Origin of the sequence: Halobacillus sp. B23F22_5, assembly GCF_043497085.1 — a bacterium.
Classification (GTDB): Bacteria; Bacillota; Bacilli; order Bacillales; family Halobacillaceae; genus Thalassobacillus.
Window position 1 is genome coordinate 1 of record NZ_JBIEKI010000003.1, and the last position, 25,808, is coordinate 25,808.

Annotated in this window: 25 protein-coding genes, 1 tRNA gene and 1 pseudogene; 9 read left to right on the forward strand and 18 right to left on the reverse strand. The window is 43.6% G+C overall.

All coding sequences use genetic code 11. The annotated features are described in order from the left end of the window. Both ACGTN9_RS05445 and ACGTN9_RS05450 read right to left on the reverse strand, forming a co-directional pair. Positions 1 to 207, reverse strand: a pseudogene (locus ACGTN9_RS05445) (IS4-like element ISHaha1 family transposase); the annotation flags it as partial. Positions 208 to 569: 362 nt separating this feature from the next. After that, positions 570 to 643 (reverse strand) — tRNA-Arg (locus tag ACGTN9_RS05450). 218 nt (positions 644 to 861) lie between these two features. Here ACGTN9_RS05450 and ACGTN9_RS05455 point away from each other — a divergent pair. From ACGTN9_RS05455 to clpP, 9 genes are all read left to right on the forward strand, one after another. Then, positions 862 to 1,863, forward strand: a complete 1,002-nt coding sequence (locus tag ACGTN9_RS05455) for an ABC transporter ATP-binding protein (RefSeq protein ID WP_499591317.1) — start codon at positions 862 to 864, stop codon at positions 1,861 to 1,863. Further along, the gene (locus ACGTN9_RS05460) at positions 1,856 to 2,857 is read left to right on the forward strand and encodes an ABC transporter ATP-binding protein (protein WP_499591319.1); all 1,002 of its coding nucleotides are present in this window, start codon (positions 1,856 to 1,858) and stop codon (positions 2,855 to 2,857) included. The genes ACGTN9_RS05455 and ACGTN9_RS05460 overlap by 8 nt, the downstream gene beginning before the upstream one ends. A 39-nt stretch (positions 2,858 to 2,896) precedes the next feature. Continuing rightward, complete coding sequence (locus ACGTN9_RS05465) at positions 2,897 to 4,534, forward strand: ABC transporter substrate-binding protein (protein WP_499591321.1); 1,638 nt, start codon at positions 2,897 to 2,899, stop codon at positions 4,532 to 4,534. 142 nt (positions 4,535 to 4,676) lie between these two features. Next, the gene (locus ACGTN9_RS05470; protein WP_499591323.1) at positions 4,677 to 5,681 is read left to right on the forward strand and encodes an ABC transporter permease; all 1,005 of its coding nucleotides are present in this window, start codon (positions 4,677 to 4,679) and stop codon (positions 5,679 to 5,681) included. A 17-nt stretch (positions 5,682 to 5,698) separates the two neighbouring features. Further along, positions 5,699 to 6,595, forward strand: a complete 897-nt coding sequence (nikC, locus tag ACGTN9_RS05475; RefSeq protein WP_499591325.1) for a nickel transporter permease — start codon at positions 5,699 to 5,701, stop codon at positions 6,593 to 6,595. A gap of 322 nt (positions 6,596 to 6,917) precedes the next feature. Beyond that, positions 6,918 to 7,508, forward strand: a complete 591-nt coding sequence (locus tag ACGTN9_RS05480; RefSeq protein WP_499591327.1) for a DUF6305 family protein — start codon at positions 6,918 to 6,920, stop codon at positions 7,506 to 7,508. Positions 7,509 to 7,520: 12 nt separating this feature from the next. After that, on the forward strand, positions 7,521 to 8,885 hold the full coding sequence (locus ACGTN9_RS05485; protein ID WP_499591329.1) for a sensor histidine kinase: 1,365 nt from the start codon (positions 7,521 to 7,523) through the stop codon (positions 8,883 to 8,885). Next, entirely contained in the window at positions 8,882 to 9,484 is a 603-nt protein-coding gene (locus ACGTN9_RS05490) for a response regulator (protein ID WP_499591331.1), read from the forward strand. The genes ACGTN9_RS05485 and ACGTN9_RS05490 overlap by 4 nt, the downstream gene beginning before the upstream one ends. A gap of 175 nt (positions 9,485 to 9,659) precedes the next feature. Then, entirely contained in the window at positions 9,660 to 10,250 is a 591-nt protein-coding gene (gene clpP, locus ACGTN9_RS05495) for an ATP-dependent Clp endopeptidase proteolytic subunit ClpP (protein WP_499591333.1), read from the forward strand. 181 nt (positions 10,251 to 10,431) lie between these two features. Here the strand turns inward: clpP and ACGTN9_RS05500 are convergent, their stop codons facing one another. From ACGTN9_RS05500 to ACGTN9_RS05575, 16 genes are all read right to left on the reverse strand, one after another. After that, the gene (locus ACGTN9_RS05500; protein WP_093043947.1) at positions 10,432 to 10,686 is read right to left on the reverse strand and encodes an HPr family phosphocarrier protein; all 255 of its coding nucleotides are present in this window, start codon (positions 10,684 to 10,686) and stop codon (positions 10,432 to 10,434) included. A 155-nt stretch (positions 10,687 to 10,841) separates the two neighbouring features. Beyond that, positions 10,842 to 11,807 (reverse strand): DNA-binding protein WhiA, encoded by a 966-nt coding sequence (gene whiA / locus ACGTN9_RS05505; RefSeq protein WP_499591336.1) that lies wholly within the window; start codon positions 11,805 to 11,807, stop codon positions 10,842 to 10,844. A 33-nt stretch (positions 11,808 to 11,840) separates the two neighbouring features. After that, positions 11,841 to 12,794: a gluconeogenesis factor YvcK family protein gene (locus tag ACGTN9_RS05510; RefSeq protein ID WP_499591338.1), complete on the reverse strand. Its 954-nt coding sequence runs from the start codon at positions 12,792 to 12,794 to the stop codon at positions 11,841 to 11,843. A 1-nt stretch (position 12,795) separates the two neighbouring features. Then, on the reverse strand, positions 12,796 to 13,686 hold the full coding sequence (gene rapZ, locus ACGTN9_RS05515; RefSeq protein ID WP_499591340.1) for an RNase adapter RapZ: 891 nt from the start codon (positions 13,684 to 13,686) through the stop codon (positions 12,796 to 12,798). Positions 13,687 to 13,743: 57 nt separating this feature from the next. Then, positions 13,744 to 14,211 carry an NUDIX domain-containing protein gene (locus ACGTN9_RS05520; RefSeq protein ID WP_499591342.1) on the reverse strand — a complete coding sequence of 156 codons (468 nt, stop codon included), beginning with the start codon at positions 14,209 to 14,211 and terminating at the stop codon, positions 13,744 to 13,746. 878 nt (positions 14,212 to 15,089) lie between these two features. After that, entirely contained in the window at positions 15,090 to 16,040 is a 951-nt protein-coding gene (gene trxB / locus ACGTN9_RS05525) for a thioredoxin-disulfide reductase (RefSeq protein WP_499591344.1), read from the reverse strand. Between the two features lie 133 nt (positions 16,041 to 16,173). Further along, positions 16,174 to 17,184, reverse strand: coding sequence for a tetratricopeptide repeat protein (locus ACGTN9_RS05530; RefSeq protein WP_499591346.1), 1,011 nt, complete (start codon positions 17,182 to 17,184; stop codon positions 16,174 to 16,176). A 103-nt stretch (positions 17,185 to 17,287) separates the two neighbouring features. Then, positions 17,288 to 17,914, reverse strand: a complete 627-nt coding sequence (gene hisIE / locus ACGTN9_RS05535; protein WP_499591348.1) for a bifunctional phosphoribosyl-AMP cyclohydrolase/phosphoribosyl-ATP diphosphatase HisIE — start codon at positions 17,912 to 17,914, stop codon at positions 17,288 to 17,290. Then, positions 17,911 to 18,669, reverse strand: coding sequence for an imidazole glycerol phosphate synthase subunit HisF (gene hisF / locus ACGTN9_RS05540; RefSeq protein ID WP_499591350.1), 759 nt, complete (start codon positions 18,667 to 18,669; stop codon positions 17,911 to 17,913). Before hisF ends, hisIE begins: the two co-directional genes overlap by 4 nt. Next, on the reverse strand, positions 18,670 to 19,398 hold the full coding sequence (hisA, locus tag ACGTN9_RS05545) for a 1-(5-phosphoribosyl)-5-[(5-phosphoribosylamino)methylideneamino]imidazole-4-carboxamide isomerase (RefSeq protein ID WP_499591352.1): 729 nt from the start codon (positions 19,396 to 19,398) through the stop codon (positions 18,670 to 18,672). Continuing rightward, the gene (gene hisH / locus ACGTN9_RS05550; protein ID WP_499591354.1) at positions 19,395 to 20,042 is read right to left on the reverse strand and encodes an imidazole glycerol phosphate synthase subunit HisH; all 648 of its coding nucleotides are present in this window, start codon (positions 20,040 to 20,042) and stop codon (positions 19,395 to 19,397) included. The genes hisA and hisH overlap by 4 nt, the downstream gene beginning before the upstream one ends. A 2-nt stretch (positions 20,043 to 20,044) precedes the next feature. Further along, a complete protein-coding gene (gene hisB / locus ACGTN9_RS05555; RefSeq protein ID WP_499591356.1) occupies positions 20,045 to 20,635 on the reverse strand; it encodes an imidazoleglycerol-phosphate dehydratase HisB in 591 nt (196 codons plus the stop codon). Next, positions 20,635 to 21,906 carry a histidinol dehydrogenase gene (gene hisD / locus ACGTN9_RS05560; RefSeq protein WP_499591358.1) on the reverse strand — a complete coding sequence of 424 codons (1,272 nt, stop codon included), beginning with the start codon at positions 21,904 to 21,906 and terminating at the stop codon, positions 20,635 to 20,637. The genes hisB and hisD overlap by 1 nt, the downstream gene beginning before the upstream one ends. After that, the gene (gene hisG, locus ACGTN9_RS05565) at positions 21,903 to 22,541 is read right to left on the reverse strand and encodes an ATP phosphoribosyltransferase (protein WP_499591360.1); all 639 of its coding nucleotides are present in this window, start codon (positions 22,539 to 22,541) and stop codon (positions 21,903 to 21,905) included. Before hisG ends, hisD begins: the two co-directional genes overlap by 4 nt. Then, positions 22,534 to 23,715 (reverse strand): ATP phosphoribosyltransferase regulatory subunit, encoded by a 1,182-nt coding sequence (locus ACGTN9_RS05570; RefSeq protein WP_499591362.1) that lies wholly within the window; start codon positions 23,713 to 23,715, stop codon positions 22,534 to 22,536. The genes hisG and ACGTN9_RS05570 overlap by 8 nt, the downstream gene beginning before the upstream one ends. Before the next feature lie 273 nt (positions 23,716 to 23,988). Beyond that, positions 23,989 to 25,659: an acyl-CoA dehydrogenase family protein gene (locus tag ACGTN9_RS05575; RefSeq protein WP_499591364.1), complete on the reverse strand. Its 1,671-nt coding sequence runs from the start codon at positions 25,657 to 25,659 to the stop codon at positions 23,989 to 23,991. Between the last annotated feature and the right edge of the window lie 149 nt (positions 25,660 to 25,808).

Below are 25,808 nucleotides of genomic sequence, written 5' to 3' on the forward strand. Positions count from 1 at the left end.
ATAGGATATGGCGCTACATAAATGTTGTAAGCTATGTTTTCCAACGGAGTCTTTTAATAAAGTACAAAGACTCAAGAACATCTCCGGCTTAAGTTTACCGGAACGCTTTAAAAAGCCTGTTTCTTTACCTGTTTGTCTAACAAAGTTGTAGTTAAATGTTTCATGAATAGCTTGAGCCATGGACCGAATGTGTTTCATTAGTTTCATAAAATCATCCTTCCTTAGAAAATTCTTGAAGGAAGGATAACTTATATAAAGGGAGATACAAAAATTTTAGAGCTTAGCTTGACGGCTATGGGGAAACGGTGAGACTCCCGTGGGAGATGGATCTAGGCAAGACCCCGGAAGACGAAGTCTGAGGAGGCTTGCCAGTTCCCCCACAGGAAAGCGAACTGTTTCCCAGCCTCCCTTCTCACGATTCAGTGACGGACCCAAATTATCTCGGAATCGAGTCTTCCACAATTTGGTCCTATAGTTGAATAGGCCTATTGTGAAAATTAACAACGTTTAAAAGTGCGTTTCCAATAAAAAAAGCATCTGGTTATAAGACCAGATGCTTTTTAATATAGCGCGCCCGAGAGGATTCGAACCTCCGACACATAGAACCGGAATCTATAGCTCTATCCAGCTGAGCTACGGGCGCAAAATGACATGCATTGATTATTATAAGCACATAAGCGCAAAAACGCAAGAATTAATTCTACCTTTTACACTGTTTCCATCCATTTATTGAAGGTCATTGAATTATTTTAATTATCTCACTATTTTTGAGAAAAAAGAGATTTAATTCGTAATTTTCAGAATTTATGTATAATAAAAGGCACATCAAATTTAGAAGTTCTTGTCACAAGGAGGATCGCTATGGCTGATCATCTTCCTATTTTGGAAGTAGAAGATTTACATACCCATTTTTTTACGAAATCTGGTGTCGTCAAAGCTGTCGATGGCGTTAGCTTTTCGGTTAAACCAGGAGAAACATTAGGAATAGTCGGGGAATCCGGCTCCGGTAAAAGTATCACCGCCATGTCGGTGATGAAATTGGTTCCATCGCCCCCAGGGAAAATTGTCTCCGGGGATATCCGTTTCAATGGAGAAAGCTTATTACTAAAAAAAGAAAAGGAAATGCGAAAAATACGCGGGAAAGACATTTCGATGATATTCCAGGATCCAATGACTTCCTTGAACCCCGTATTCTCCGTTGAGAAACAGATGATGGAGACGATTCTTACGCACGAAAATATGAATAAACAACAAGCACGCAACCGCGCCATTGAATTGCTTGACTTAGTTGGTATTCCTGATGCCTCCAAGCGGTTAAAAAACTATCCGCATGAATTCAGCGGGGGGATGCGGCAGCGTGTCATGATTGCAATAGCACTAGCCTGTAATCCGAAGGTGCTGATAGCGGATGAACCCACTACTGCACTTGATGTTACCATCCAGGCGCAAATACTCGATTTACTAAAAAAACTGCAGCAAGAACTAGGAATGGCGATCATCATGATCACCCACGATCTTGGTGTAGTAGCAGAAGTCTGCGACCGTGTAATGGTCATGTATGCTGGTAAACCGGTAGAATTTTCAAGTGTCAAGGAATTATTTGACCAGCCCAAACACCCTTATACTTGGGGTTTATTATCATCTATCCCTCAGATTCACAATCGCAAAGAAAGATTGGAAGCGATCAAAGGTCTTCCACCTGATTTACGAGACTTACCGAAAGGCTGCAGTTTCGCTCCTCGTTGCACGCATGTTAAAGAAGAATGTCTGACAAAGGATCCTGCACTATTGGAAGACGAAACAGACCACTTTGTCCGCTGCCTACTGTATGAACAGGAAGAGAAGGTGATCATCCATGAGTGAACTATTACGCGTTCAAAATCTAAAAAAACATTTTCCTATATATAAAGGGGCAGTTTTCCCGAAAAAGATAGGGGCTGTACAGGCGGTCGATGGGATCTCTCTTACGGTCAAAAAAGGGGAAACCCTGGGGTTGGTCGGAGAAAGCGGATGTGGAAAGTCTACTGCCGGCAGAACCATACTAAAATTGCTCGATCCAACGGAAGGGCAAATCATTTATAAAGGACAGGACATTACCAATGTCAAAGGTGAGGAGCTACGGAAGCTGCGAAAAGAAATGCAATTGATTTTCCAGGACCCATATGCTTCCTTAAATCCCCGTAAAACCATCGAGCAGACAGTGACAGAACCGATGAAAATTTTCGGAATGTCAAAAGAAAAACGACAGCAAAAACTGGATCGCCTGTTAGAAGTAGTCGGACTCGATACTTATCATAAATACCGTTATCCGCATGAATTCAGTGGAGGACAACGGCAGCGTATCGGGATTGCCAGAGCATTGGCACTGGATCCAGAATTGATTATCTGTGATGAACCAGTCTCTGCACTGGATGTTTCCATCCAGGCCCAGGTTATCAATCTGATGGAAGATTTACAGAAGGAATTCAACCTTACTTATATCTTCATCGCTCATGATTTAAGTGTCGTTCATCATATCAGTGACCGCGTAGCAGTCATGTACCTTGGTGAAATCGTTGAAAGCGGGGAAGTCGAAGAACTTTATGGGGATCCGAAACACCCTTATACAAAAGCTTTACTGTCATCCATTCCCGAGGCCCGCCCTGTAGAAAAACGGGAACGGATCATGCTTCAAGGAGACCTTCCCTCTCCTTCCAACCCACCACAGGGATGTAAGTTCCACACGAGGTGTCCATGGGCAGAAGATATATGCAAACAGAAAAAGCCGGTCTTAAAACAAGTTCCCGGTGCGGAACATCAAGTAGCCTGTCATCTTGTTAAGGAGGTGGTAGAAGAAACGGAACCGACACCTGTCTAATACTTACTTTTATTAAATTCCAATAAGGGGGAACTAATTGTGAAGAAAAAAGCACTTTGGATGTTACTGACACTGTTTGCACTGATGGTGCTGGTAGTCGCTGGATGCAGCAGTAACGATGAAGCTAATTCAGAAGGTGATTCTGACAACCAGGATACTACTGATTCAGCTGAGGAAGGCAGCGGCGGAAGCGATACATTCGTATTCGGTCGTGGAGCAGACTCCGAACAACTGGACCCTTCCAAGGTTACAGATGGTGAGTCCATTTATGTCACCAACCAGATTTATGACACACTTGTCCGCTATGAACAGGAAGGAACAGAAGTGAAACCTGCTTTGGCTTCCGAATGGAAAACCAGTGAAGACGGCCTGAAATGGACATTCCAACTACGTGATGATGTAAAATTCCACGATGGAACCGACTTCACTGCTGAAGATGTCGTATTCAACTTTGAACGATGGACAGAAGGAGCAGAATATGTCTATTACGGTTACATGTTCGGCGCATCTGAAGAAGATCCAGGCGGAATCATCGAAAAGGTAGAGGCTACAGGGGACTACGAAGTCACTTTCACTCTCTCTGAGCCAAATGCACCATTTTTGAACACACTTGCGATGCCTCCTTTCGGTATTGCCAGTCCTGATGCAATAAAAGAGCATGGGGAAGACTACTTCAAAAACCCAGTAGGTACTGGTCCATTCGTATTTGAAGAATGGAAGCAGGATGACAGCATTACATTGTCTAAAAATGAAGATTACTTTGGCGATGCAGCAAAAGTAGATACAGTCATTTTCCGGGTTATTCCTGATAATGGCGCTCGCTTCATGGAACTTCAAGCTGGTTCTATTGATGCAATGAACGGGATGAATCCACAGGATATCCAACAGGCAGAAGATGATGATGCCCTTCAAATCATCCGTCGCCCATCCATGAACGTTTCTTACATGGCAATGAACACAGATAAAGAAGGTCCATTGAAAGACAAGAAAGTCCGTCAGGCGATCAACATGGCAATTGATAAAGATAAATTGCTGTCATTATTTGAAGGAATCGGGAAGCCAGCTAAAAACCCAATGCCACCATCCCTTTGGGGATATAACGATGACATCGAAGACTATGGCTACGATGTCGAAAAAGCAAAATCATTGCTTGCTGAAGCAGGATATGGCGATGGCATGAGCTTGACACTTTATACCATGTCTAACCCACGCCCTTACTTGCCGCAGCCGAAATTTGCTGCGCAGGCTATCCAGGAAATGCTTAAAGAAGTAAATGTCGAAGTAGAAATCGTTGAAAACGAATGGGATTCTCACCTAAGTGCGACCGAAAATGGCGACCATGATATGGCGTTCCTTGGCTGGACTGGTGACAATGGTGACCCTGACAACTTCCTGTATGTCCTTTTGGATAAGGATAATGCAAAGAAAGGTTCTGCAGGAAACATCGCCTTCTATAAAAACGATGAACTGCACGATATCCTGAAAAAAGCGCAAACTGAGCTGGATCAGGATAAACGTACCAGTCTTTATAAAGAAGCGCAGGAAATCATTCATGAAGATGCACCTTGGTTCCCAATCGCTCATACAACACCACCGCTTGCTGTTAAGAAAGAGGTCAAGAATTACATCCCTCACCCTACAGGAAGTGAACCGTTCAACTATTTAGAATTGAACTAATTGAGGTTAATGGAAGGGAAATTCCCTTCCCCCTCCCTTACGATCAGGCAAAGAAAAAGGCTGTAGGAAAACAAAGGGATGGATTCCTATTCAATAGGATTCTTCCCTTTGCACAGCTTTTTAAATTTTGGAGGAATGCAGCATGCTCAATTATATTATCAGACGTCTTGTTTCATTGATACCCGTCGTCATCGGTGTATCGATACTTGCTTTTTCACTCATGCACCTGGTTCCAGGAGACCCTGCCAGAAGTATTCTTGGAGAAAAAGCTACGGAAACCCAGCTGGAATTGCTGCGGGAAGAATTGAATTTAAATGATCCTCTCATTGTCCAATATGGTAATTTCATGGGGAAAATCGCCACTGGAGACCTTGGCGAATCTATTAAATCCAAAGAATCGGTTGCGTCCGAAATCGGCGGACGTTTACCAGCAACGATCGAATTGACACTGTTCGCTATGACAGTCGCTGTCGTAGTCGGAGTGCTTGCCGGAGTCATTGCTGCCGTAAAACAATACTCTTGGTTTGACAACCTCAGTATGAGTGGAGCATTATTCGGTGTTTCGATGCCGATATTTTGGCTAGGCTTGATGATGATTTGGCTATTTTCTGTGGAGTTGAATTGGTTGCCGCCATCCGGAAGGCTATCCAATGATATTGAGTTGACAACCATTACCAATCTATATTTGGTAGACAGCATCCTGACCTTGAATGGAGAAGCATTCGTCGATGCACTGCGGCATCTGTTGATGCCAGGAATAGCGCTTGCCACTATCCCAATGGCTATCATCGCTCGTATGACCCGTTCAAGCATGTTAGAAGTCATGAAGCAGGACTACATACGAACCGCCAACGCAAAAGGGTTAGCCAGCCGATTGGTTGTCTTTCAACATGCATTAAAAAACGCTTCCCTTCCGGTTCTCACTGTCATTGGATTGCAGTTTGGATTCCTCTTAGGAGGCGCTGTCTTGACAGAAACGATTTTCTCCTGGCCGGGAGTAGGCCGTTATGTCGTTGATGCCATCCTCAGCCGGGATTACCCTGTTGTACAAAGTACCATATTGATTATCGCTGTCATTTTCGTGTTGGTGAATTTGATCACCGATATCCTTTATACGTTATTCGACCCTAGAATCAAACTGGATTAGGAAAGGATGTGGAAACCTTGGCTGCAGAAGCAAAAGCGGATCAGATAGATCCAGCATTGAAGAAAAAAAAGAACTCGAGCCTTTGGCTTGATTCCTTATCCAGGGTAGTCAAAAGTAAAACGTCATTAATCGGATTGATCATCATATCATTATTGATCATTATCGCGGCGTTCGCACCGCAAATCGCCACCCACTCGCCTACGGATCAAAGCATTATCGATCGCTATCAGGCTCCTTCAGCGGAACATTGGCTAGGAACGGATGAACTCGGCCGGGATATATTTTCGCGAATCGTGCACGGTTCACGAATTACTATACAGATTGGAGTAATCACCGTGGGAATATCGATGATTGTCGGTGTATTTCTCGGAGCGGTAGCAGGTTTCTTCGGACGGTGGGTCGATCAGATTATCATGCGCCTGATTGACATTATGATGGCTTTCCCTAGTATTCTATTAGCGATTGCCTTAGTTGCCGTCTTAGGAAAAAGCTTGACCAATGCCATGATTGCCGTCGGTATAGTCGGTGTGCCCCACTTTGCCAGAATTGTACGGTCGACTGTGCTTTCTGTAAAAGAAACGGAGTATATCGAAGCCTCCCGGGTCATCGGAGCTAAAAACGGCAGGATCTTATTTTCTCATGTATTACCGAACTGCCTGGCACCGATTATCGTGCAGGCTACCCTGACGATAGGTACGGCTATTCTGGATGCAGCAGGTTTAAGTTTCCTAGGTTTAGGAGCACAACCGCCGCTCCCAGAATGGGGTGCCATGCTAAGTGATGGGCGATCGGCTCTCCAAACTGCCCCATGGGTGGTCATGTTCCCGGGCTTCGCCATTCTACTGGTAGTGCTCGGATTCAACTTGTTGGGTGATGGCCTACGAGATGCACTCGACCCACGCTTGAAGCAATAAGATATTCCTCCTTGAAAAACAAGGAATGTTGCATAATTAGAATACCGGTTCCGTTATCCGTGAGAAACAATTAAACCAGCATATGAAACGAGTATAAAACCACCACGGTTTTATACTCGTTTTTTGCAGTTATATACTGGTCAACTTACGTTACTGGTCTTTTCAATTTTACTACGTAATATCCCCTTTTTTTAGCGCAGCTTCTCAAAAGCACCTTTCATTATTCAGAATATTTAAGTAAAATAGTACTAAAAGCAATTGGGACTAGTGACCTTTTTGTAAACAGGCTTAAGAATTAATAAAGCAGCAGGAGGAAATGCCTTTGAAAAAATACACAGTGCCCATTTTGTGTTTCATCATCAGTCTGGCAGTTATCGGCCATCATTCCTATCAAGCTTCCGGGCAATCGATGTATATGTATCCGAATCTGCCTGCGCCAATTGGAAAAGAACCAATTCTAATCACTTCAGCAGGTCAGACCGTTGAAGGTGGCATCGTCCATAAACTTTCCCAACAGCTCCATTTGGAAGCCGAATACCGTCCGAGAGCATTAGCAACCGATTTATATGAATATCAAACATTAGTGATCGTAACCGGCTATAGCTATAATGGATTGTTACATAAGAAAAGAAAATTCAATCAAGAGCAGGAACGTATTCAAAAATTAATGAATGAAGCGGAAGCAGAAAGTATTCCAGTTATAATTTTCGATCTCGATCTCCAATACCGTGATTACGAGGAAACCTGGTCTATATTGGAACATACCATCCCGTATGCTGATTATTTCATCGGTAAACGACATGATGAATCGCCGGATGAATTGTTAGAGATGATCCGCAAACATAAAGTTAAATCTACTTTCGTCAATGAAATCGAAGATATGAAAACACCGTTTAATTCGGTATTCAGATAGGGGGACTACAGCATGAAGCAGCCTACTCACCCATTCTGGGGGACCCTTGGAATCGTGCTTGTTTTCTATGGCATGCTTATCCCGGCGTTGACGATGGATTGGTCTATGTTTATCTATGAAGAGATCGAACGCAGTCTTTATGAAGAGGACAGTGGAAAGTTACTGGTAACCGCTTTTGCTTATATCTCTCGTAATGTCATTATGTTTACGATGATCTTTTTCGGCACGTTGTGTCTGACTAGATTCCTGGGAGTAAGGATCACCACGGTACGCTTTCAAGTGATATTTACTGCTCTTTCCATAACAGCTGTTTTTGTATTAAATATTTTATATACAGAATATTATGCTTACCTGCCACATATTCTCACAATCGGCGTACTTTTATTTTTCAGCACCTACCTTCCAAAACAACGATATTTTGCCTGGACATTTTTGATATTGTTGATTTTGACAACCATTTCTGTTCAATGGCTTAACTTGATCCCCACTTTGAGCACGTATGGTTTTGGGACGAATGACCTTGCTGTAAGTTTGAAAACGGTTGATGAATTTTTAACAGATCATAATCTATTTAGAACCATCACTTTGGTATTTTTTCTAATATTTTTTATTATCGCTGTCATTTTTACTACCTTGATTCACTTGTTCAATAAGCAAATCACTACGTTAAAGCTATATCAGGCGCAAGGGAAGGAATTGCAAAGAACAAGGAATGACTTAATAGAATCAAAAGTCTACCAGGAAATGCACACGCTGGTCCATGATTTGAAAACCCCACTGGTGGCCATCGAAGGGTTATTATCTTTAATGGAAATGAAAGTAAAAGCCGATGACCATAAATCGAAGAGTTATTTCTCCAGGATCAATCAATCGGTCGTTAAAATGAAGGAAATGATTTCAGATATACTTTACGAGGATATCCGCAAGCAGATACCTGCCGAAGAATTACTCGATTATGTCATGAGCCACTTGAATACAGATGATCTGCCCATCGATTTTGAAATCCATATTTCCGAGGATGTTCCTCCCCTCTATGTCAATAAAATCCGTTTTTCCAGAGCCATTTCCAATGTGCTGGAGAACTCGATGATTAATTTGCATGAGCGAGGAGGGAAAATCACCGTTGAAATTTACAAGGACAAAGATAACACTTGTATAAAGATTGAAGATAATGGTCCGGGAATCGAACGCGCCAACCTTGTTCATATATGGCAGGAAGGATTCAGTACAAAAAATTCTTCCGGCATCGGGCTGCCTTTTGTGAAACGGGTAGTAGAGAGCCACTCTGGAACCATCGAAGTCTCCAGTGAACCGGGATCTCATACCATCACTACGATTACACTGCCTCAGAACTCTAGAAAGGAAGCGATAGGATGATATTAATCATCGATGACAACGAAGATATACGTTTTACTTTAAAAGAAATTTGTGAATTCTGTGAGTGGCCCTCTATCGAAGCTTCCAATGGTAAAGAAGGGATTGCATTATTTCGAAAACTGGACCCGGATTTGGTACTGGTCGATTTTCACATGCCTGAATGGGATGGGTTAAAAACCGTAAAAGCGATCAGAAACGAGAATAAACACATCCCGATCATTGTCTTAACGGTTGATGATCGCCAGGACATAGCTAACTCTTTCTTGGAGGCTGGAGCTACAGACTTTGCCATGAAGCCGATAAAAGCACCTGATTTAATCTCACGAATAAAATTGAATATGAAGTACGCTAAACTCTCCAATACAGATCAGGATATTTATGTGGATAAAGGCATAAACAAAGAGACACGCAAGTCAATCAAACATTTTCTTTACAACCAAAAGCAGCCTGTCACTATCAACGATATCCAGGAACAGCTTCCAATTGCTTATCAAACGGTCCACCGCTATCTCCATCATATGGTAGAAAAAGGCGAAATTGAAGTCGTTTCCGATTATGGCAGCCGCGGCAGGCCTAAAAATAAATACCAACTGCTGTAAACATGCTCGAAAAATCCATAGAAGACAGGTTTATTCTCCCTGATTTAGGGAAACATGGTAGAAGGAATTTTGCCTGATAAAGTCGAAGTATTTTGTTTGACCTTTATTGACCTTGGATGTATGATAAAACTATCACATCATCCAATGATAATAAGTGATGAAGGAGGAATTTACATTGAATCTAGTCCCTACAGTAATTGAACAAACAAACCGCGGAGAACGTGCATACGATATTTATTCACGCTTGTTGAAAGACCGTATCATTATGCTTGGAAGCGGAATCGATGATAACGTATCCAATTCGATCGTATCTCAGCTTCTATTCCTGGCAGCAGATGACCCAGACAAAGATATTTCCCTTTATATCAACTCACCTGGTGGATCTATTACAGCTGGAATGGCGATTTACGATACGATGCAGTTCATCAAACCAAATGTATCTACCATTTGTATCGGTATGGCAGCATCTATGGGTGCATTCCTTTTGGCAGCCGGTGAAAAAGGAAAACGTTATGCGCTTCCTAACAGTGAAGTAATGATTCACCAGCCATTGGGTGGTACACAAGGACAGGCGGCCGATATCGAAATCCATGCTCGTCGTATCTTGCAAATGCGCGAAAAGTTGAATAAGATTCTATCTGAGCGTACTGGACAGCCAATGGACGTTATCGAACGCGATACCGATCGCGATAACTTCATGCCTGCTCATCAAGCGAAAGAATACGGCCTGATTGACAAAGTAATGGAAAAGAAACCAACTGAATAAAAGCTTCACCTACCCTGATCCACTCGGATCAGGGTTTTTTCATATTTCTTATTGTCACAATTACTCAAAAAATAGCCAGGGACACTGTCAGATCCCTGGCTTACTTTGTTTGTCTAAGTATGCTATCCATTATCCTAATCTACTAATTGTTCATCCATTCACATAGAAAAGTACTAAGAATTTACACTTTTACTACGAAAGCCTGCAACTCTTCCATAGCAGGTTCTTCATCTGAGCCATCTGTAATCAGTACGACCTCTTCATCGGTGCCGATAGCAAGGCTCATTAAACCCATTATGCTTTTTGCATTGACTCTTTTTCCGTCCTTCTCAATAAATATATCTGATGAAAAACGATTAGCTAATTGTACGAATTGTGCTGCCGGCCTGGCTTGCAGACCAGTATCCAATTCAATTTTCAACGACCGTTCAACCACCTGAATTCTCCTCTCTTGCACACTTCTGGTTAGGGAAGCGCTATCATAGTTGGTGATAGAAAAAACGCCCTCGACGAAAGCGTTTTTTTAATTGCATTAATTATAGCATGAATTAACTGCATATGACACGGATTTAACTTAGAAATAATCTCCTGTTACCCCTTTGGGGTCGGATGTATTTCTCCTTTACGGACCTTTTCTGCAAACTCATCAATCTTTCTCAACCGGTGATTGACACCAGACTTACTGATCTTTCCGGTAGAAACCAATTCTCCCAGCTCTTTTAAAGATACATCCTGATGAAGCAGACGCAGCATAGCAATCCCCTGCAGCTTTTCAGGTAAAGCTTCAATCCCTACCGTATTTTTGATGAACTTGATATTTTCAACCTGACGGAATGCGGCGCCTATAGTTTTGTTCAAGTTGGCTGTTTCACAATTGACCAGCCGATTGACCGAATTTCTCATATCGCGCACGATTCGAACATCTTCAAACTTGAATAAGGCCTGATGTGCTCCGATATTACTCAGGAACTCCGTTATTTTTTCGGCTTCTTTGATATAAGTGATAAAACCTTTTTTCCGTTCCAGTGTGCGTGCGTGCAAATCAAACTCGTTCATAAGTTCGCACAATGCTTCATTATGCTCCTGGTAAGAATTATAGATTTCCAAATGATAGGAAGAGGTTTCCGGATTATTGACAGATCCGCCTGCTAAGAACGCTCCGCGTAAGTAGGCGCGTTTACAGCAAATGTCTTTCTTATGGTTTTCCGAAATCGTCCGATTGAACGAAAAAGGACCCCCATTCATGATTTCAAGTTCTTCTAAAAATACTTTAACGTCCTCTTTCATACGGACAATGTAAACATTATTCTTTTTCAAACGCATTTTTTTCCGAACAAGCAGCTCCACTGGCGAATGATAAACCTTTTTGATCAATGTATAGATTCGCCGTGCGATAGCTGCGTTTTCTGTTTGCACATCCAGTGCGTAGGTTTTATTGGAATTCAAAGAAACGGATCCATTCATGCGGATTAATGCTGCCAACTCCGCCTGTACGCAGCACGGCTTCTCTGCCTGGGCATTGGTTAATTCTTTTTTTATTTCCGAAGCAAAAGACACGACGTTCACCTCCCTGCAAAAACTCCTTGCTTTCTACAGCATACTGTAGAGCAGGTTCGCAATTTTCTTCGTATCATGGCGCAACATCGCTTTAGAATGATCGATGATATCTTCCTCAATAACTTCCAATTTCATATTTCGAATTCGCTCATTATCATAAACGACCGGCTCGGCCTGTTCTTCGGCATATATCTTTCTTACATCATGTTCAATCGGTTGATTGTGGACAATGATGGAATGGACACAACCCTCGCCGACATGATCCAATATCGCTTTAACATGATCTCCTGCTGAGTAACCATCGGTTTCTCCATGCTGCGTCATTACATTACATACATACGTTACTTTCCCGGAAGTTTCTCTTAATGCTTTAGAAATCTCAGGAATAATTATATTTGGAAGCGTGCTTGTATAAAGGCTTCCTGGTGCGATGACAATCAAATCTGCACTTTTTATTTCTTCCACCGCTTCAGGGAGCGGCTTTACTGGGTCAGGCTCAAGAAATACCCGCTTGATCCTGCCTGGATGTTTAGGAATGTTTGATTCACCGGAGACTAAATTTCCATCCTCCATTTCAGCATGTAAATACATATTCTGATTGGCTATAGGATAGATCTTCCCTTTCACATTCAGGACACGGGAAATTTCTTTTATTCCCGTGAAAAAGTCCCCTTTCATCGAGGTCAATGCGGCTAACAATAGGTTGCCCATCGAGTGTCCGGATAATCCATTCCCATTTTCAAATCGGTGCTGGAATAACTCTAACAGCATCGGCTCTGCGTCCGACAGAGCTGCAATGACATTCCGTATATCTCCTGGTGCCGGTATCGACATTTCATTACGCAAACGCCCCGAACTTCCCCCGTCATCAGCTACCGTTACAATTGCAGAAAGGTCGATAGGAAGATCTTTCAAACCGCGGAGCAGTACTGGCATACCTGTCCCGCCTCCTAATACGACCACTTTGGGCAATGCTTTATTTGTCATATCAATGGCCCTTTCTTTTATCAATATCACGGTGGCTTGCGTGTGTGACGTAGTCCGTAGAAAAATGCCTGCGTAAATGTTCGGCAATAGCGACAGAACGATGTTGTCCTCCAGTACAGCCAATACCGATGATCAATTGACTTTTCCCTTCCCGTTTATATTGCGGCAGCATAAATTGCAATAGATCAATCAATTTTTCTAAAAACTTTTGGGTATCTGACCATTTGAAAACATACGAAGATACTTCGCTATTAAGTCCGGTCAACGGCTGCATATGTTCAACATAGTGTGGGTTCGGTAAAAAACGCACATCAAAGATCAGATCGGCATCGATGGGCACTCCGTATTTAAAACCGAACGAGACCATTTGTACAGAAAAAATCTCGCGCTTCTTTTGTGTATTTGCATAGGTCTGAATAATTTGTTCCCGTAACTCCCTGGGCTTCAAATCCGTTGTTTCAATAATTGTTTGAGCCCTGCCTCGTAATTCATCCAGCATCCGGCGCTCTTGTTTGATACCATCTAAAGGCAATCCGTCTTTTGCCAATGGATGTGAACGGCGTGTCTCTTTATATCGAGAGACAAGCGCCTGATCCTGGGCGTCTAAAAATAAAATATGCTCCTGAAGCCATGGTTCATCAACAAGTTTATCAAGGACTTCAAACAAAGCATCGAAAAATTCCCGGCCTCGCAAGTCCATGACAAGCGCTACATTTTCTATATTATTTGATGAGTCTTTCATTAATTCAAGAAACTTTGGCAGCAAGGCAGGAGGCAAGTTGTCAACGCAGAAGAAACCTAAATCTTCAAAGCTCTGAACTGCCACGGTCTTACCAGCCCCAGACATTCCTGTGATGATTACTAATTGTGTTTCCTGATCTTTTTTCGCCATGTAAGAACCCTCTCCTTATCAAGCAGCAATCTAAAATTTACTCCGTAAGACTAATCGTTATTCAGGATCGGTCGGATCGAGGTCGATATCGAGCAGCTGATAGTCAGGCGTGTAAACAAATGTCCCATAGATTTGCTCATCGCTTGTTAAGATATGGTTAAAAATATGGCGGTCTCCTTCAGCCATCGGCTTACCCAATACATCATCGATATGCACCCACTCCAGCTCTCCTTCTTCACTTTCTTCCAGTAGTGATCCCTTATAGTCCCTGCAATAGAAAGTGAACATCATCCACTCTTGCACCGTTTCTTCCCCGTCACGGATAATAAATGTAAAGGAGCCTTTCATTTCGGGGTTCTGAATGGACAGTCCTGTTTCTTCTTTGAACTCTCTGACAGCCGAATCTTTGATCGACTCTCCTGGCTCCATCTTACCGCCAGGGGCTACATACCAGCCTCTTCTTGGTTTTTTTAACATTAAAATTTTATCGTCTATGTGTAAAATACAATTCGTCACTCGTTGCAATTACGTCACCTCATCCTTATTCGAGGACATCTTCTACTATTATACAATGAATGGGATTCGTCCCACAATGCTGCAAGCTTTATTAACAAACCAAAAGGTTCTTTGGTGATTTTTTATAAAAGCCTTATTCAACCATAGGGCCGAAAAGTCGAAGACTTTATTTCGAGATATTGTGTATGAGGGGAAGGGGCGTTGGGGAACGACTCGCTTTCCACGGGAGTCCGTTGAGCCTCCTCGAGCTAACGCTCTGTGGGGTCTCACCTGGAACTCTTTTCCCGTAGGAGTCTCCCCGTTCCCCCACGCCCCTTGCCAAATAAGATTATAGAAATCGCCTTTGAATATCATTACTTAATATCGAGAAAAATCCTGTCATATCGCTTGATAGATCTTACTTTCCGCACAAAAGTACGTACTCTGATAGGAGTTACGATACTCTTACAATCGTAAGGGGGCTGGGAAAACGGTGAGACTCCTCGAAAATGTTACGCATTTTCTTCGTGCGGTGTTTATTCAAGAAGCTTATTCAAAGTCCTATGGGATGAACATGCTCCCGCAAGGCGAAGCCTGAGGAAGCTCACCTCATGCCCACGGAAAGCGATCCGTTTTCCAAGCGACCATCATCGCCTGCATAAGTCTCGAAACTGAGTGATCTGGAAAAGGGAGCTTTAACTGTAAGTGCAAAAATGATATTTAGCATCGACAACCAAAAAAATGCACAGGTGGCTAGGCACCTGTGCTTAATAGATCTATCTATTAAAAGGGGGTCAATTATTAATTATAGTGTACCCCACAATTGTTTCATGCGTGTTACAGGAGAATTAAGATGCAATTACTATTTCTAAAGTCCTGTACATATGCCCGCACATCAACCATCACAGTTATTTATTGGCAACCTTAAGTTCTTCCATCAGGTTTTCGATATAATGCTGCGCAGATTGAGCAGCGATACTACCATCACCGGTTGCAGTAACAATTTGTCGCAACGTTTTCTCACGAATATCTCCAGCGGCAAAAATTCCAGGAATCTTCGTTTCCATATTATCGTCGGTTGGAATATATCCTTGCTCATTAGTAATGCCAAGGCTGGCAAATGGATCACTTAAAGGAATCATTCCGATATAGATGAACACCCCATCTGTATCGAATTCGTACTCTTCATTTGTTTTTTTGTTGTAAAGGGTAACACTCCCTACTTTCCCATCCTTTTCATTGATGGAATTCAGTACCGTGTCCCATACGAATTCCACTTTTTCGTTATCAAATGCCCGCTGCTGTAATATCGGCTGCGCCCTCAGTTCATCACGACGGTGCACGATAGTCACTTTGCTTGCGAAGCGAGTCAGGTAGACCCCTTCTTCAACAGCGGAATCTCCGCCACCGATTACGACAAGCTCTTTATCCCGGAAGAATGCCCCATCACATACAGCACAATAGGAGACACCGCGTCCGCCCAGTTCTTTTTCACCAGGGACACCGATTTCCTTGTATTTGGCCCCGGTTCCTATGATGACCGCGCGTGCTTTATACTCTTTATTGCCTGCTACGACTGTTTTATATTCTTTTCCATCTATGATCTCTTTGATATCTCCATATGCATACTCCGCGCCAAATTTCTTCGCATGTTCAAACATTTTGTTAGAAAGATCCGGCCCGAGGATACTTTCGTAGCCCGGATAGTTCTCCACATCTTCTGTATTCGCCATCTGACCGCCCGGAATTCCCCGTTCAATCATCAGCGTATCTAAATTCGCACGTGAAGTGTATACAGCAGCTGTCATACCAGCCGGTCCTGCACCTGCGATGATTACATCATAAATATGCTCTTCCATTTCTTTTCAGCCCCCTAATATACATTGACTCGAACTGTCAGTTTTCATACTATCATCCTATAAAATTGAGTCTCCTGCGTCTATTAATATGCTCACTAGGGTATATGCGGAACGTCATCTCCCCAGAAACGCTTCAAGAAGCATTCCAGGGGCCACCTTCCTCACTCAGTTCCGGATACTTTTTACAACCTTCTTCCCATAAATGCAATGCCTTGGCAGGTTTTCCTGTATGATAAGATGCGATGCTATGCCACTTATAGAAAGTCTTCGTCCGTTTCACAACCTTCGAGCGGATCGATTGGAACCGTTCGCATGCTTCACGGTAATGGCCTGTTCGTGTCAATGCCTGGGCAATATATAACTTTTGATGATCATGGATCGGAAAAATTTTTTTCACCATCTGGATATGGTCATCACTACGAGCGTCATTACGTTCTTTATAGAAAATTGCTAAATTGACATGGCTGTGCAGATTATCAGGCTGCTGTTGTAACCATTGTTGTTCCAATTCGATCGCCCCTTCTTCATCTCCATGATGAAATAAGGCGTAAGTATATTCATGCTTTGCTGCCGTATAATCAGGGAACATCTCCATCATTTCTTCCAGCAGGGCAATTGCTTCTTCCCATTCTTGATGCTGAATATGGTGAAGAGCTGTCTCCTGGTATATAAGCAGTTCGTCTTCATCTTCAAGGGTCCACTCATCCTCATCATCTTCTTCTAAGGAAGTGACCAATTCTAATAATTGCTCGGCGGCCTCTTTGAAATCTCCCTGCTGCGTTTTTGCTAAATAAGTTTCCGCGTATTTTTTAGCATCTTTGAATAAACCGAGGTGCGCATAGTTATTAGCTATCAAGTAATAACAATCCACATACTCTTTCCCGAACACCGATAATACCTCGGTCAATAATTGGTTCGCTTTATGATAGGAGCCTTGCTCTGTGTGAACCACAGCCAGTTGACAAGCGTAGAGCGGCTCTTGTGGGGACTTTTCCATCGCTTTTTTCAGCCATTTGACGGCCATCTCAAAATTCCGCTTTTGAAACGCCTGTACACCATAACTGAAATAAAATTCCCCGTCTGCTACAAAAGGAATCACGTTATTATTCGAATTTCCTGTGGCTGCATTCCTGGAAGTAGGCATCCATATCCTCCTATCACCGTTTCAGTACGTATGACAGTATAACACAGATGATTCTGGGGATATAGAGGTTTTTTTGACAAAAACAGTAAATATGATACTTGTTTTATTTACTATGTCGTTCCTCTAAAACACCAAGCACCTGGTCTATAGATACATTACGATCAGTAAGCAATATCAGCAAGTGGAACAGTAAGTCTGCTGACTCCATTGACAGTTCTTCAGGATCATTATTTTTGGCTGCAATTATGACTTCTCCCGCTTCTTCCCCGATTTTTTTAGCAATCCGGTCGACACCTTCCTGGAATAGCTTACTTGTATACGACCCTTCAGGCTGTGTGGCTTTCCTATCAGCAAGGATGGTCAACAGTCGGTCGATAATCTCGTAACGGTTTTCTTTTGGAGCTGATTCTCCAGTAGTCAATGATTCAGAGAAGCAACTGTAGTCCCCCTTATGGCAAGCGGGCCCATTTGGCATTACTTGTACAAGCAGTGCATCCTGATCGCAGTCATAATGGATACTGGTAACTTTCTGGGTATTCCCGGAAGTCTCTCCTTTATGCCATAGCTCCTGGCGGGAACGACTGTAAAATACCGTCTCTCTTATTTCCAATGTTTTCTCCAGTGACTCTTTATTCATATACGCAAGTGTCAGCACTGATTTACTACGTGCATCCTGGACAATTGCCGGGACCAGGCCTTTATCGTCAAATTGAACCTCTTCGATATTCATCGCACGACCACTCCTTTTTCTGAAAGGTAATTCTTAACCCGCTGGACGGATGTCTCTTTATAATGAAAAATCGACGCAGCTAATGCTGCATCTACATCTGATTCCCGAAAGACTTCGTTGAAATGTTCAGCAGACCCTGCTCCTCCGGAAGCGATAACCGGGACATTCACTACTTTTTGAACTGCCTTCAGCATTGGCAAATCAAAGCCTGTCTTTTCCCCATCCTGGTTCATGGAAGTTAATAAAATTTCGCCTGCACCCAGCCGAACAGCTTCTTTTGCCCAGTCTTCCAATAGCCATTCAGTCGGTTTACGGCCGCCATGGGTATAAACACGCCATGTATCCACTTCGGTATCATACCTGGCATCAATGGCAACTACGATGCACTGGGTTCCAAAATAATCCGAACTTTCTTTGATTAAGTCCGGCCTTCTGACAGCAGCTGAATTGAGCGAAACCTTATCGGCGCCAGCTCGAAGTATCGCGCGGATATCCTCTAATGATCCAATCCCGCCTCCCACGGTAAAGGGAATGGCTAATTCGGAAGCAACTTGACGGACGACATCAATCATCGTCTTCCGCCCCTCATGGCTGGCGGAAATATCTAAAAATACGAGTTCGTCTGCCCCTTGCTCATCGTATACCTTCGCCAGTTCAACCGGATCCCCGGCGTCACGAATTTCTACAAACTGAATACCTTTTACTACTCTTCCTTCTTTGACATCAAGACAAGGGATAATTCGTTTCGCCAGCATCTATTCTTCCTCCTTCAGTGCTTCTTCGAGGGAGAATTGATTTGTGTAAAGAGCCTTACCTACGATTGAACCAACAACCTGGCTGGACTGATACTTTTTCAATTCACGTAAGTCTTCCAGTCCTTTGATGCCGCCTGAGGCAATAACATTTGTATTCGTCTCTTCAGCGAGGCGAACAATTTCTTTTGTATTTGGCCCGGAGAGCATCCCGTCTTTAGCAATATCAGTATAAATGAATGTTGATGCACCGGCTTCAGCAAGCTCTTTTCCGAGTGAGACCGCCGTTACTTCTGAACGCTCAAGCCAGCCATCAGTTGCCACATAACCATCACGGGCATCAAGGCCGATGGCGATTTTGTGCCTGAATTTCGTCAGCAGCTCTTTCGTCAAATTCAAGTCACGGATAGCGAGTGAACCGATGATCACCCTGTCGACACCCTGGTCCAAATAAAAACGGACATCCTGTTCGGAACGGATGCCGCCGCCGATTTGCACGGAACATGATAGCTCTTTAGCCACTCGAATGACATGCTCTGCATTTTGTCTGGATCCTTCTTTCGCTCCATCCAGATCCACCATATGAATCCAGCTAGCTCCAGCTTTGGCAAAGCTTTTCGCTACCTCGAACGGATTTTCTCCATACACCGTTTCTTTATCAAAATCCCCTTGCTCCAAGCGGACACATTTACCATTACGCATGTCGATGGCCGGGTAAACTGTAAAGCTCATGCTTGTACTCCTCCTTGATCCGGTACTATCTTTTTGCAAAAATTCTCTAACAACTGCATACCTGCCTTGCTGCTTTTTTCCGGGTGAAATTGACTGGCATATAATGAGCCCCTACCGACGATTCCTGGTACTTCTACATGATAATCGGCTGTAGCAAGTAATACAGATTTGTCTTCCGTATAAACGTAATAGGAATGAACGAAGTAGACATAGTCATTGCCGATCCCATCCAACAACGGGTGGTCAGTCTGCTTAATATTCAGCCGGTTCCAGCCCATATGTGGAACTTTATAGGAATGGCCTTTCTCATCGATACCCGGAAACCTGACAATCCGGCCTGGGAGAAGTCCAAGTCCTTTCGTCAACTGATTTTCTTCACTTTCCTCAAATAACAACTGCATCCCAAGACAGATACCGTAAAGCGGCACGCCCTCAGATGCTTTTTCTTTGATGAATTCAACAAAGCCATGCTTTTGCAAAGCTTTTATAGCATCAGGAAATGCTCCGACACCTGGGAGAATATAACCGTCGCAGTCAGCAATCTGCTCTGGACGTTCTCCGAATTTATAAGGAACATCCAACCGCTCTAACGCTTTTGAAACACTGAACAGGTTCCCCATGCCATAATCGATGATACCAATCATAATCAAAGACTTCCCTTCGTACTTGGTACTCCTTGTATTCTCGGATCAATTTGTGTCGCTTCATCCAATGCGCGGGCCAGCGCTTTGAACATCGCCTCGACAATGTGATGGCTGTTATGGCCATGATGGACGATGATATGTAAGTTGATCCTTGCCTCAAGGGCAAACTTCCAAAAGAATTCATGCACATTTTCTGTATCAAACGTACCGATTTTTGCGGATGGAATGTCAGCTTTCCATTCCAAATGCGGCCGGTCGCTTAAATCGACAGCCACGGTCACCAGTGTTTCATCCATCGGCAATGTCATCGATCCATAACGTTTAATACCGGCTTTGTCCCCTACTGCTTCACGAAAAGCCTGACCGAGACAAATTCCGATGTCTTCCGTCGTATGGTGATCGTCGACTTCAATATCGCCATGCCCTGTTATCGTTAAGTCAAACAATCCATGCTTAGAAAATAACTCCAGCATATGGGAGAGGAATGGGACCTGGACATCAAGTTCTTGTTGGCCAGTCCCATCCAGGTTAATTGTCAGACTAATGTCTGTTTCTCTCGTCTTTCGTTCGATTGCTGCGGTTCGTTTGTTCATCACTTGTTCTCCTTCCGTGCCTCGACTGCTCGTGCATGGGCTTCTAATCCCTCCAGCCGGGCAAAACGGGCAATTTTCTCATAGTTATCCTGCCAGGCTTGTTGACTATAAGATATCACACTGGATTTCTTTACAAAATCATCGACATTCAACGGACTGGAAAACCGCGCCGTTCCGTTTGTAGGCAAGACATGATTCGGTCCGGCAAAGTAATCACCAATTGGTTCACTACTATATTTTCCAAGGAAGATCGCTCCGGCATGTTTTATTTTCGCCAACTGTTCAAATGGAGCACCTGTTACTACTTCCAGATGTTCGGGAGCGATCAGGTTGATGACATCTTCTGCTTCAGTCATCGTATCGCATACAATGATAGCTCCATAGTCTTCAATACTTTTCCTTGCAATCTCTTCTCGAGGTAAAGTTTTTAGCTGCTGTACCACGGCTGATTGTACTGCTTCAGCCAAGGCTTCGCTGGTCGTCACCAATACACTCGATGACCGGGCATCATGCTCGGCCTGTGAAAGCAGGTCTGCTGCCACTTCCTGAGCCTCAGCTGTTTCATCAGCAAGAACTGCGATTTCACTTGGACCGGCAATCATATCAATGGCGACATCACCAAAAACTTCTCGTTTGGCAAGGGCTACAAAAACATTGCCTGGTCCGACGATTTTATCGACAGGGGATATCGTTTCTGTCCCATAAGCAAGCCCTGCCACTGCCTGGGCTCCTCCGATTTTATATATCTCATCGATACCAAGGATGTCAGCAGCCACCAATACTCCAGCTGGCACCTTTCCATTTGGTCCCGGAGGGGTCGTCATCGCAATTCTTTCTACACCCGCCACCTGAGCGGGAATGACATTCATGAATACAGAAGATGGATAAGCCGCCGTGCCTCCGGGTACGTATACACCCACTGCATCGATCGGCGTGATTTTCTGGCCAAGAATCGTACCATCAGCCTGGGTGTCAAACCAGGAAGTCGATTTTTGTTTGGCATGAAAATCCCGAATGTTCTCAGCTGCTTCTTTTAAAATTGTAACCAGGTCAGCTTCGATTTGCTCGTATGCCAGTTTGATTTCATCCTTGTCTACTTTCAGGCTGTCTACATGAATCCCGTCAAATTTTTCCGTAAAATGCCGTATCGCTTCATCGCCTCGTTGTTTGACATCGGCTATAATTGATTTGACTGCCGCTCTTTGTTCCTCTGTACCAGCATCGACACTGCGCTTGAAGGAGGTAACTTTATCTTTTTTTAGGATTTTCATGCGAAGTCCTCCCCTACCACTTCACTCAACTGACTGACCATCTCATCGATTTCTTTACTTTTCAACCGATAACTTACCGGATTGACGATCATCCGGGAAGTGATCCCGACAATTTTTTCATATTCGACCAGCCCGTTCTCCTTCAATGTCCTTCCTGTCGATACGATATCTACAATACGATCAGCGAGGCCAATCAATGGAGCTATTTCGATGGAACCATTCAGGGGGATAATTTCAATCTGCTCCCCTTGTTCACGGAAATAGTCGGATGCCACTTTTGGGTACTTCGTTGCTATTTTCGGTGCGATTTTGCTAAGCGGCTGATCCGGCAGTCCAGCTACGGCAATATAGCAAGGACTAATCCCAAGATCCAGCACCTCGTATACATCCCGGTCCTGTTCTAATAAAACATCTTTTCCTGCAATTCCGATATCGGCTGTACCGTATTCGACATAAGTGACGACATCCATCGGTTTAGCCATCATAATCCGTATATTCTGCTCGGGGAATTCAAGGATCAGCTTTCTTGATTCCTCCTGATCCGCCAGCAGATCATATCCCGCTTTTTTCATCAATTCTGCCGCTTCTTCAAAAATCCGCCCTTTTGGCATGGCGATCGTCAATGGCTTACGCATCCCGGCCACCTCCTGTCGTCAAATCGATCGCCTCAGCCAGATCTGCTTTGAATTGCTGCAGATCCGGTACTTGATCGACATGCTGAAGTAATACCTTTTTTCCTTCTGAGCGCAGATCCTGCGCCTGCTCTAATCCATCCGCAAATGTATCATCATCGACCAAAATACCAATGCGCTGTTCTTCATCGGATTGTGCCGCCAGTGCCTCTACCAGGCGCTCGAGACGGATGGCGAAACCAGTCGCAGATGCATTGAGCTGGAATGAAGGGAGCAATTTATCATAGCGCCCGCCATTGCATAACAGTGAACCAAGGTTCGGCGCATAACCTTCAAAAAGAATGCCAGTATAATAATCCATATGGCTGATCAAGTTTAGGTCGAAACTGACATACTGCTCCACCTCATATTGCTTCAGTATCTTATACAATTGCTTCAGTTCGTTGATCGCCTGCAGACATTCCTGATTGCGGGCAAGTGATTTACTTTGATCGAACACTTCACCTTCTCCACGAAGCTTCATCAATCCCATCAAAGACCTTTTCGCCTCATCACTAACTGCCAGTGCTCTTACCGCTTCCTGATATCCTACGTGATTCTTCCGGTAAAGATAGCTCATTAATTCCTCTGTAACAGCTGGGTCGTCTCCGAGGATTTCTTTGAAAAAGCAACGGACGTATCCGACATGCCCGATTGTGATTTGGAAATCATCCAACCCAGCGCGCTGCAACGAACGAATCAGTAAGGCGATTACTTCCGCGTCCCCATAAGAAGAATGATCGCCAATCAGCTCCGTACCTACCTGCTCGAATTGCGCAGGCTTGCCTCCTTCAGTCTGCTGGGCGCGGAAAACCGGGCCATCATATGCCAACCGCAGTGGAAATTCAGCATTTTTCAATTGGGACGCTGCGACCCTCGCAATCGGTGCCGTCATATCCGGGCGTAAAACAAGCGAATGACCTTGCTGATCGAGCAATTTGAACAATTGCTGATCCAAGGTCGCACTTGCTTCACCGACTGTCTCGTAATATTCAAGAAATGGTGTATCCATAAACAAATAGCCAAACCTGCTGATTTCTTCTGTCAACAGCTCGCGGGCTTTCTTCTTCTGGTTATAAAAAAAGGGAAGCGTATCCCGCATTCCCAGAGGCTTTTCAAACATTAACCGCTTAGCCATGGAGTGCATCCTTTCTATATTAGAAATCTATAAGTAATCCTTTAGCCTGCTAATATGATAACGTAATAAAGATAGAGCGTCAAACATTACCCGCTGTTTTTCCTTTCCCTTTTCAAAATGGTTTAGAACCTGCAATTTGAATTGCACTGCAAAGGTCATTTTGTTAGCTAGTTTGTTGTTTCTACTGTCAGTTTGCACTATTTATTGTCCACTTCCCAGTCATTATTAATCGCTGTATTAAAAAATGTCCCTCGCATCAGAGGGACATTTCATTCAAGTCGCCGGTATACCTGGATTGACGATACTATCGAAGTATTGGAGGGGGAGTGCTTCTTCCTTTGGATTATCTTCCTTAAACGTTTGAGTAATATATACTTCTGCTATTTTTTGTTTACGTTCCTCTCCTGTTGCTGCTTCTTCCAAAGCTACAACCCCTTCATAACTTTTCGACAGCCGCTTTGCAATCCTCTTACTATAATATGTCTGTTCCTGTTTTGACTTTTTTACTATTTTTCCAAGATAAGCTTTATCGTCATCGAGTGCTTTCAAAACAGGTTGCAACCACTTCTGATCTATACTCGCTTCAATCCTGGCTAGCCGGCTCTCCATTTCCTCGTAGAAAAGTTCATAAGCTTGATATTTATGAATCAACCGCATGACTTCCAACCCCAGAATATTGGCTGTACCTTCCCACACCGTCAATACCTGGGCATCACGCAACAGTCTTGGAGTGACGAAGTCTTCAATGTAGCCATTTCCCCCATGCATTTCAATAGCTTCATGAGAAAAGTGTATCGCTTGTTCCGCCGTTTCTTTTTTCATAATTGCTATATATAACCTGTTCAAGACAGCATCTCTTTCCGATACACCATGGGGATCATTACTGACGCGATCAAGCAAAGAAATCATATCGAACACCGTACTGGTTTCTACCTCCTGCTTGACCGCCATTTGTATCAATGTGTCCTGGACCATTGGGTATTGGATTAATCTGTCGCCAAAAGCTTTTCTCTCAGTCGCATACTCCCGTGCCTCTATATATGCCCGGCGCATGATACCGATTGATGTGACCGCATTGCAAATACGCGATAAGTTCAGTGCCTCCATCATATAATAAAAACCGCGATCCGCTTTTCCAACTAAGTAGGCATGCGCTCCTTCAAATTCTACTTTTGCAGAAGGTACCGCCCGAACCCCTAGTTTGTCCTTCAACCTTCTGATTTTTATATGATTAAGTTTCCCATCTTCATTTCGCCATGGGACAAGAAATAGACTCAATCCCTTAGTCCCTGGAGGTGCTCCTTTCATACGAGCCAGCACCATCGCTACCCCGCATGCCCCGGCATTACTGGCAAAATATTTTTCTCCATAAATTCGGTAACTCTCCCCGTCAGCTGCTGCATATACTTCGTTCGCCCCGACATCAGATCCACCCTGTCGCTCAGTCAAGAATGTTGCACCTTCATAAAGTTCTGTGTCCCCAGTAGCAAGTACATGTGGAAGATACTTGGCTTTTAACGCTTCATCACCATAATGATCAATCAGGTAAGCTGTTGCCATCGTCAATGTCACAGGACAATAGAAACCTGGTTCAGCATGCGATAACAAATATCCTTGTGCAAAAGAATAAATATAGTTCCCTTTATGACCGAGTTCAGGGATTGGTTTATGGACGAATCCCACAATCCCCTTTTCATATGTTTCTTTCACTGTCTGCATATAGCCTTCGTTCAACCAGACTTCTGAAATATCTTCGCCCATACGGTCATATTTGATCAGCCTCGGTTGTCCTTCCCGATCAGTGTGCTTTGCACGTACATCAATTTCCCCTGCACACATAGCCCCGAACTCCTCTAATTCTTTAACTGCCCATTCATTAAATTGCGGCTTCATCATTTTCTTCATTTGAAATGCTAAATTAGGATCCTCATGATAAAAGTTCATATTACCTCCCCTACCACATTGTTATCTTCCGGCAACAAGGCTCCTTTAAATACTGAATTTTCCAATAATTAAAGTGTACCATGCCCATTAACATAACGTGTAGAAGAGTTTTTCTTAGGATTATTTTGGACTGTCTCTTCATGAAGATG

What these genes read in the sequence shown, in the direction of transcription:
- rapZ (WP_499591340.1), bottom strand. Translation starts at nt 13,686, where the DNA reads ATGGCGAAAAAAGATCAGGAAACACAATTAGTAATCATCACAGGAATG.
- ACGTN9_RS05530 (WP_499591346.1), bottom strand. Translation starts at nt 17,184, where the DNA reads ATGCCTACTTCCAGGAATGCAGCCACAGGAAATTCGAATAATAACGTG.
- ACGTN9_RS05485 (WP_499591329.1), top strand. Translation starts at nt 7,521, where the DNA reads ATGAAGCAGCCTACTCACCCATTCTGGGGGACCCTTGGAATCGTGCTT.
- hisIE (WP_499591348.1), bottom strand. Translation starts at nt 17,914, where the DNA reads ATGAATATCGAAGAGGTTCAATTTGACGATAAAGGCCTGGTCCCGGCA.
- trxB (WP_499591344.1), bottom strand. Translation starts at nt 16,040, where the DNA reads ATGGAAGAGCATATTTATGATGTAATCATCGCAGGTGCAGGACCGGCT.
- hisD (WP_499591358.1), bottom strand. Translation starts at nt 21,906, where the DNA reads ATGAAAATCCTAAAAAAAGATAAAGTTACCTCCTTCAAGCGCAGTGTC.
- hisG (WP_499591360.1), bottom strand. Translation starts at nt 22,541, where the DNA reads ATGCGTAAGCCATTGACGATCGCCATGCCAAAAGGGCGGATTTTTGAA.
- hisB (WP_499591356.1), bottom strand. Translation starts at nt 20,635, where the DNA reads ATGAACAAACGAACCGCAGCAATCGAACGAAAGACGAGAGAAACAGAC.
- hisA (WP_499591352.1), bottom strand. Translation starts at nt 19,398, where the DNA reads ATGAGCTTTACAGTTTACCCGGCCATCGACATGCGTAATGGTAAATGT.
- hisF (WP_499591350.1), bottom strand. Translation starts at nt 18,669, where the DNA reads ATGCTGGCGAAACGAATTATCCCTTGTCTTGATGTCAAAGAAGGAAGA.
- ACGTN9_RS05510 (WP_499591338.1), bottom strand. Translation starts at nt 12,794, where the DNA reads ATGACAAATAAAGCATTGCCCAAAGTGGTCGTATTAGGAGGCGGGACA.
- hisH (WP_499591354.1), bottom strand. Translation starts at nt 20,042, where the DNA reads ATGATTGGTATCATCGATTATGGCATGGGGAACCTGTTCAGTGTTTCA.
- ACGTN9_RS05570 (WP_499591362.1), bottom strand. Translation starts at nt 23,715, where the DNA reads ATGGCTAAGCGGTTAATGTTTGAAAAGCCTCTGGGAATGCGGGATACG.
- ACGTN9_RS05575 (WP_499591364.1), bottom strand. Translation starts at nt 25,659, where the DNA reads ATGAACTTTTATCATGAGGATCCTAATTTAGCATTTCAAATGAAGAAA.
- ACGTN9_RS05455 (WP_499591317.1), top strand. Translation starts at nt 862, where the DNA reads ATGGCTGATCATCTTCCTATTTTGGAAGTAGAAGATTTACATACCCAT.
- ACGTN9_RS05490 (WP_499591331.1), top strand. Translation starts at nt 8,882, where the DNA reads ATGATATTAATCATCGATGACAACGAAGATATACGTTTTACTTTAAAA.
- ACGTN9_RS05460 (WP_499591319.1), top strand. Translation starts at nt 1,856, where the DNA reads ATGAGTGAACTATTACGCGTTCAAAATCTAAAAAAACATTTTCCTATA.
- ACGTN9_RS05470 (WP_499591323.1), top strand. Translation starts at nt 4,677, where the DNA reads ATGCTCAATTATATTATCAGACGTCTTGTTTCATTGATACCCGTCGTC.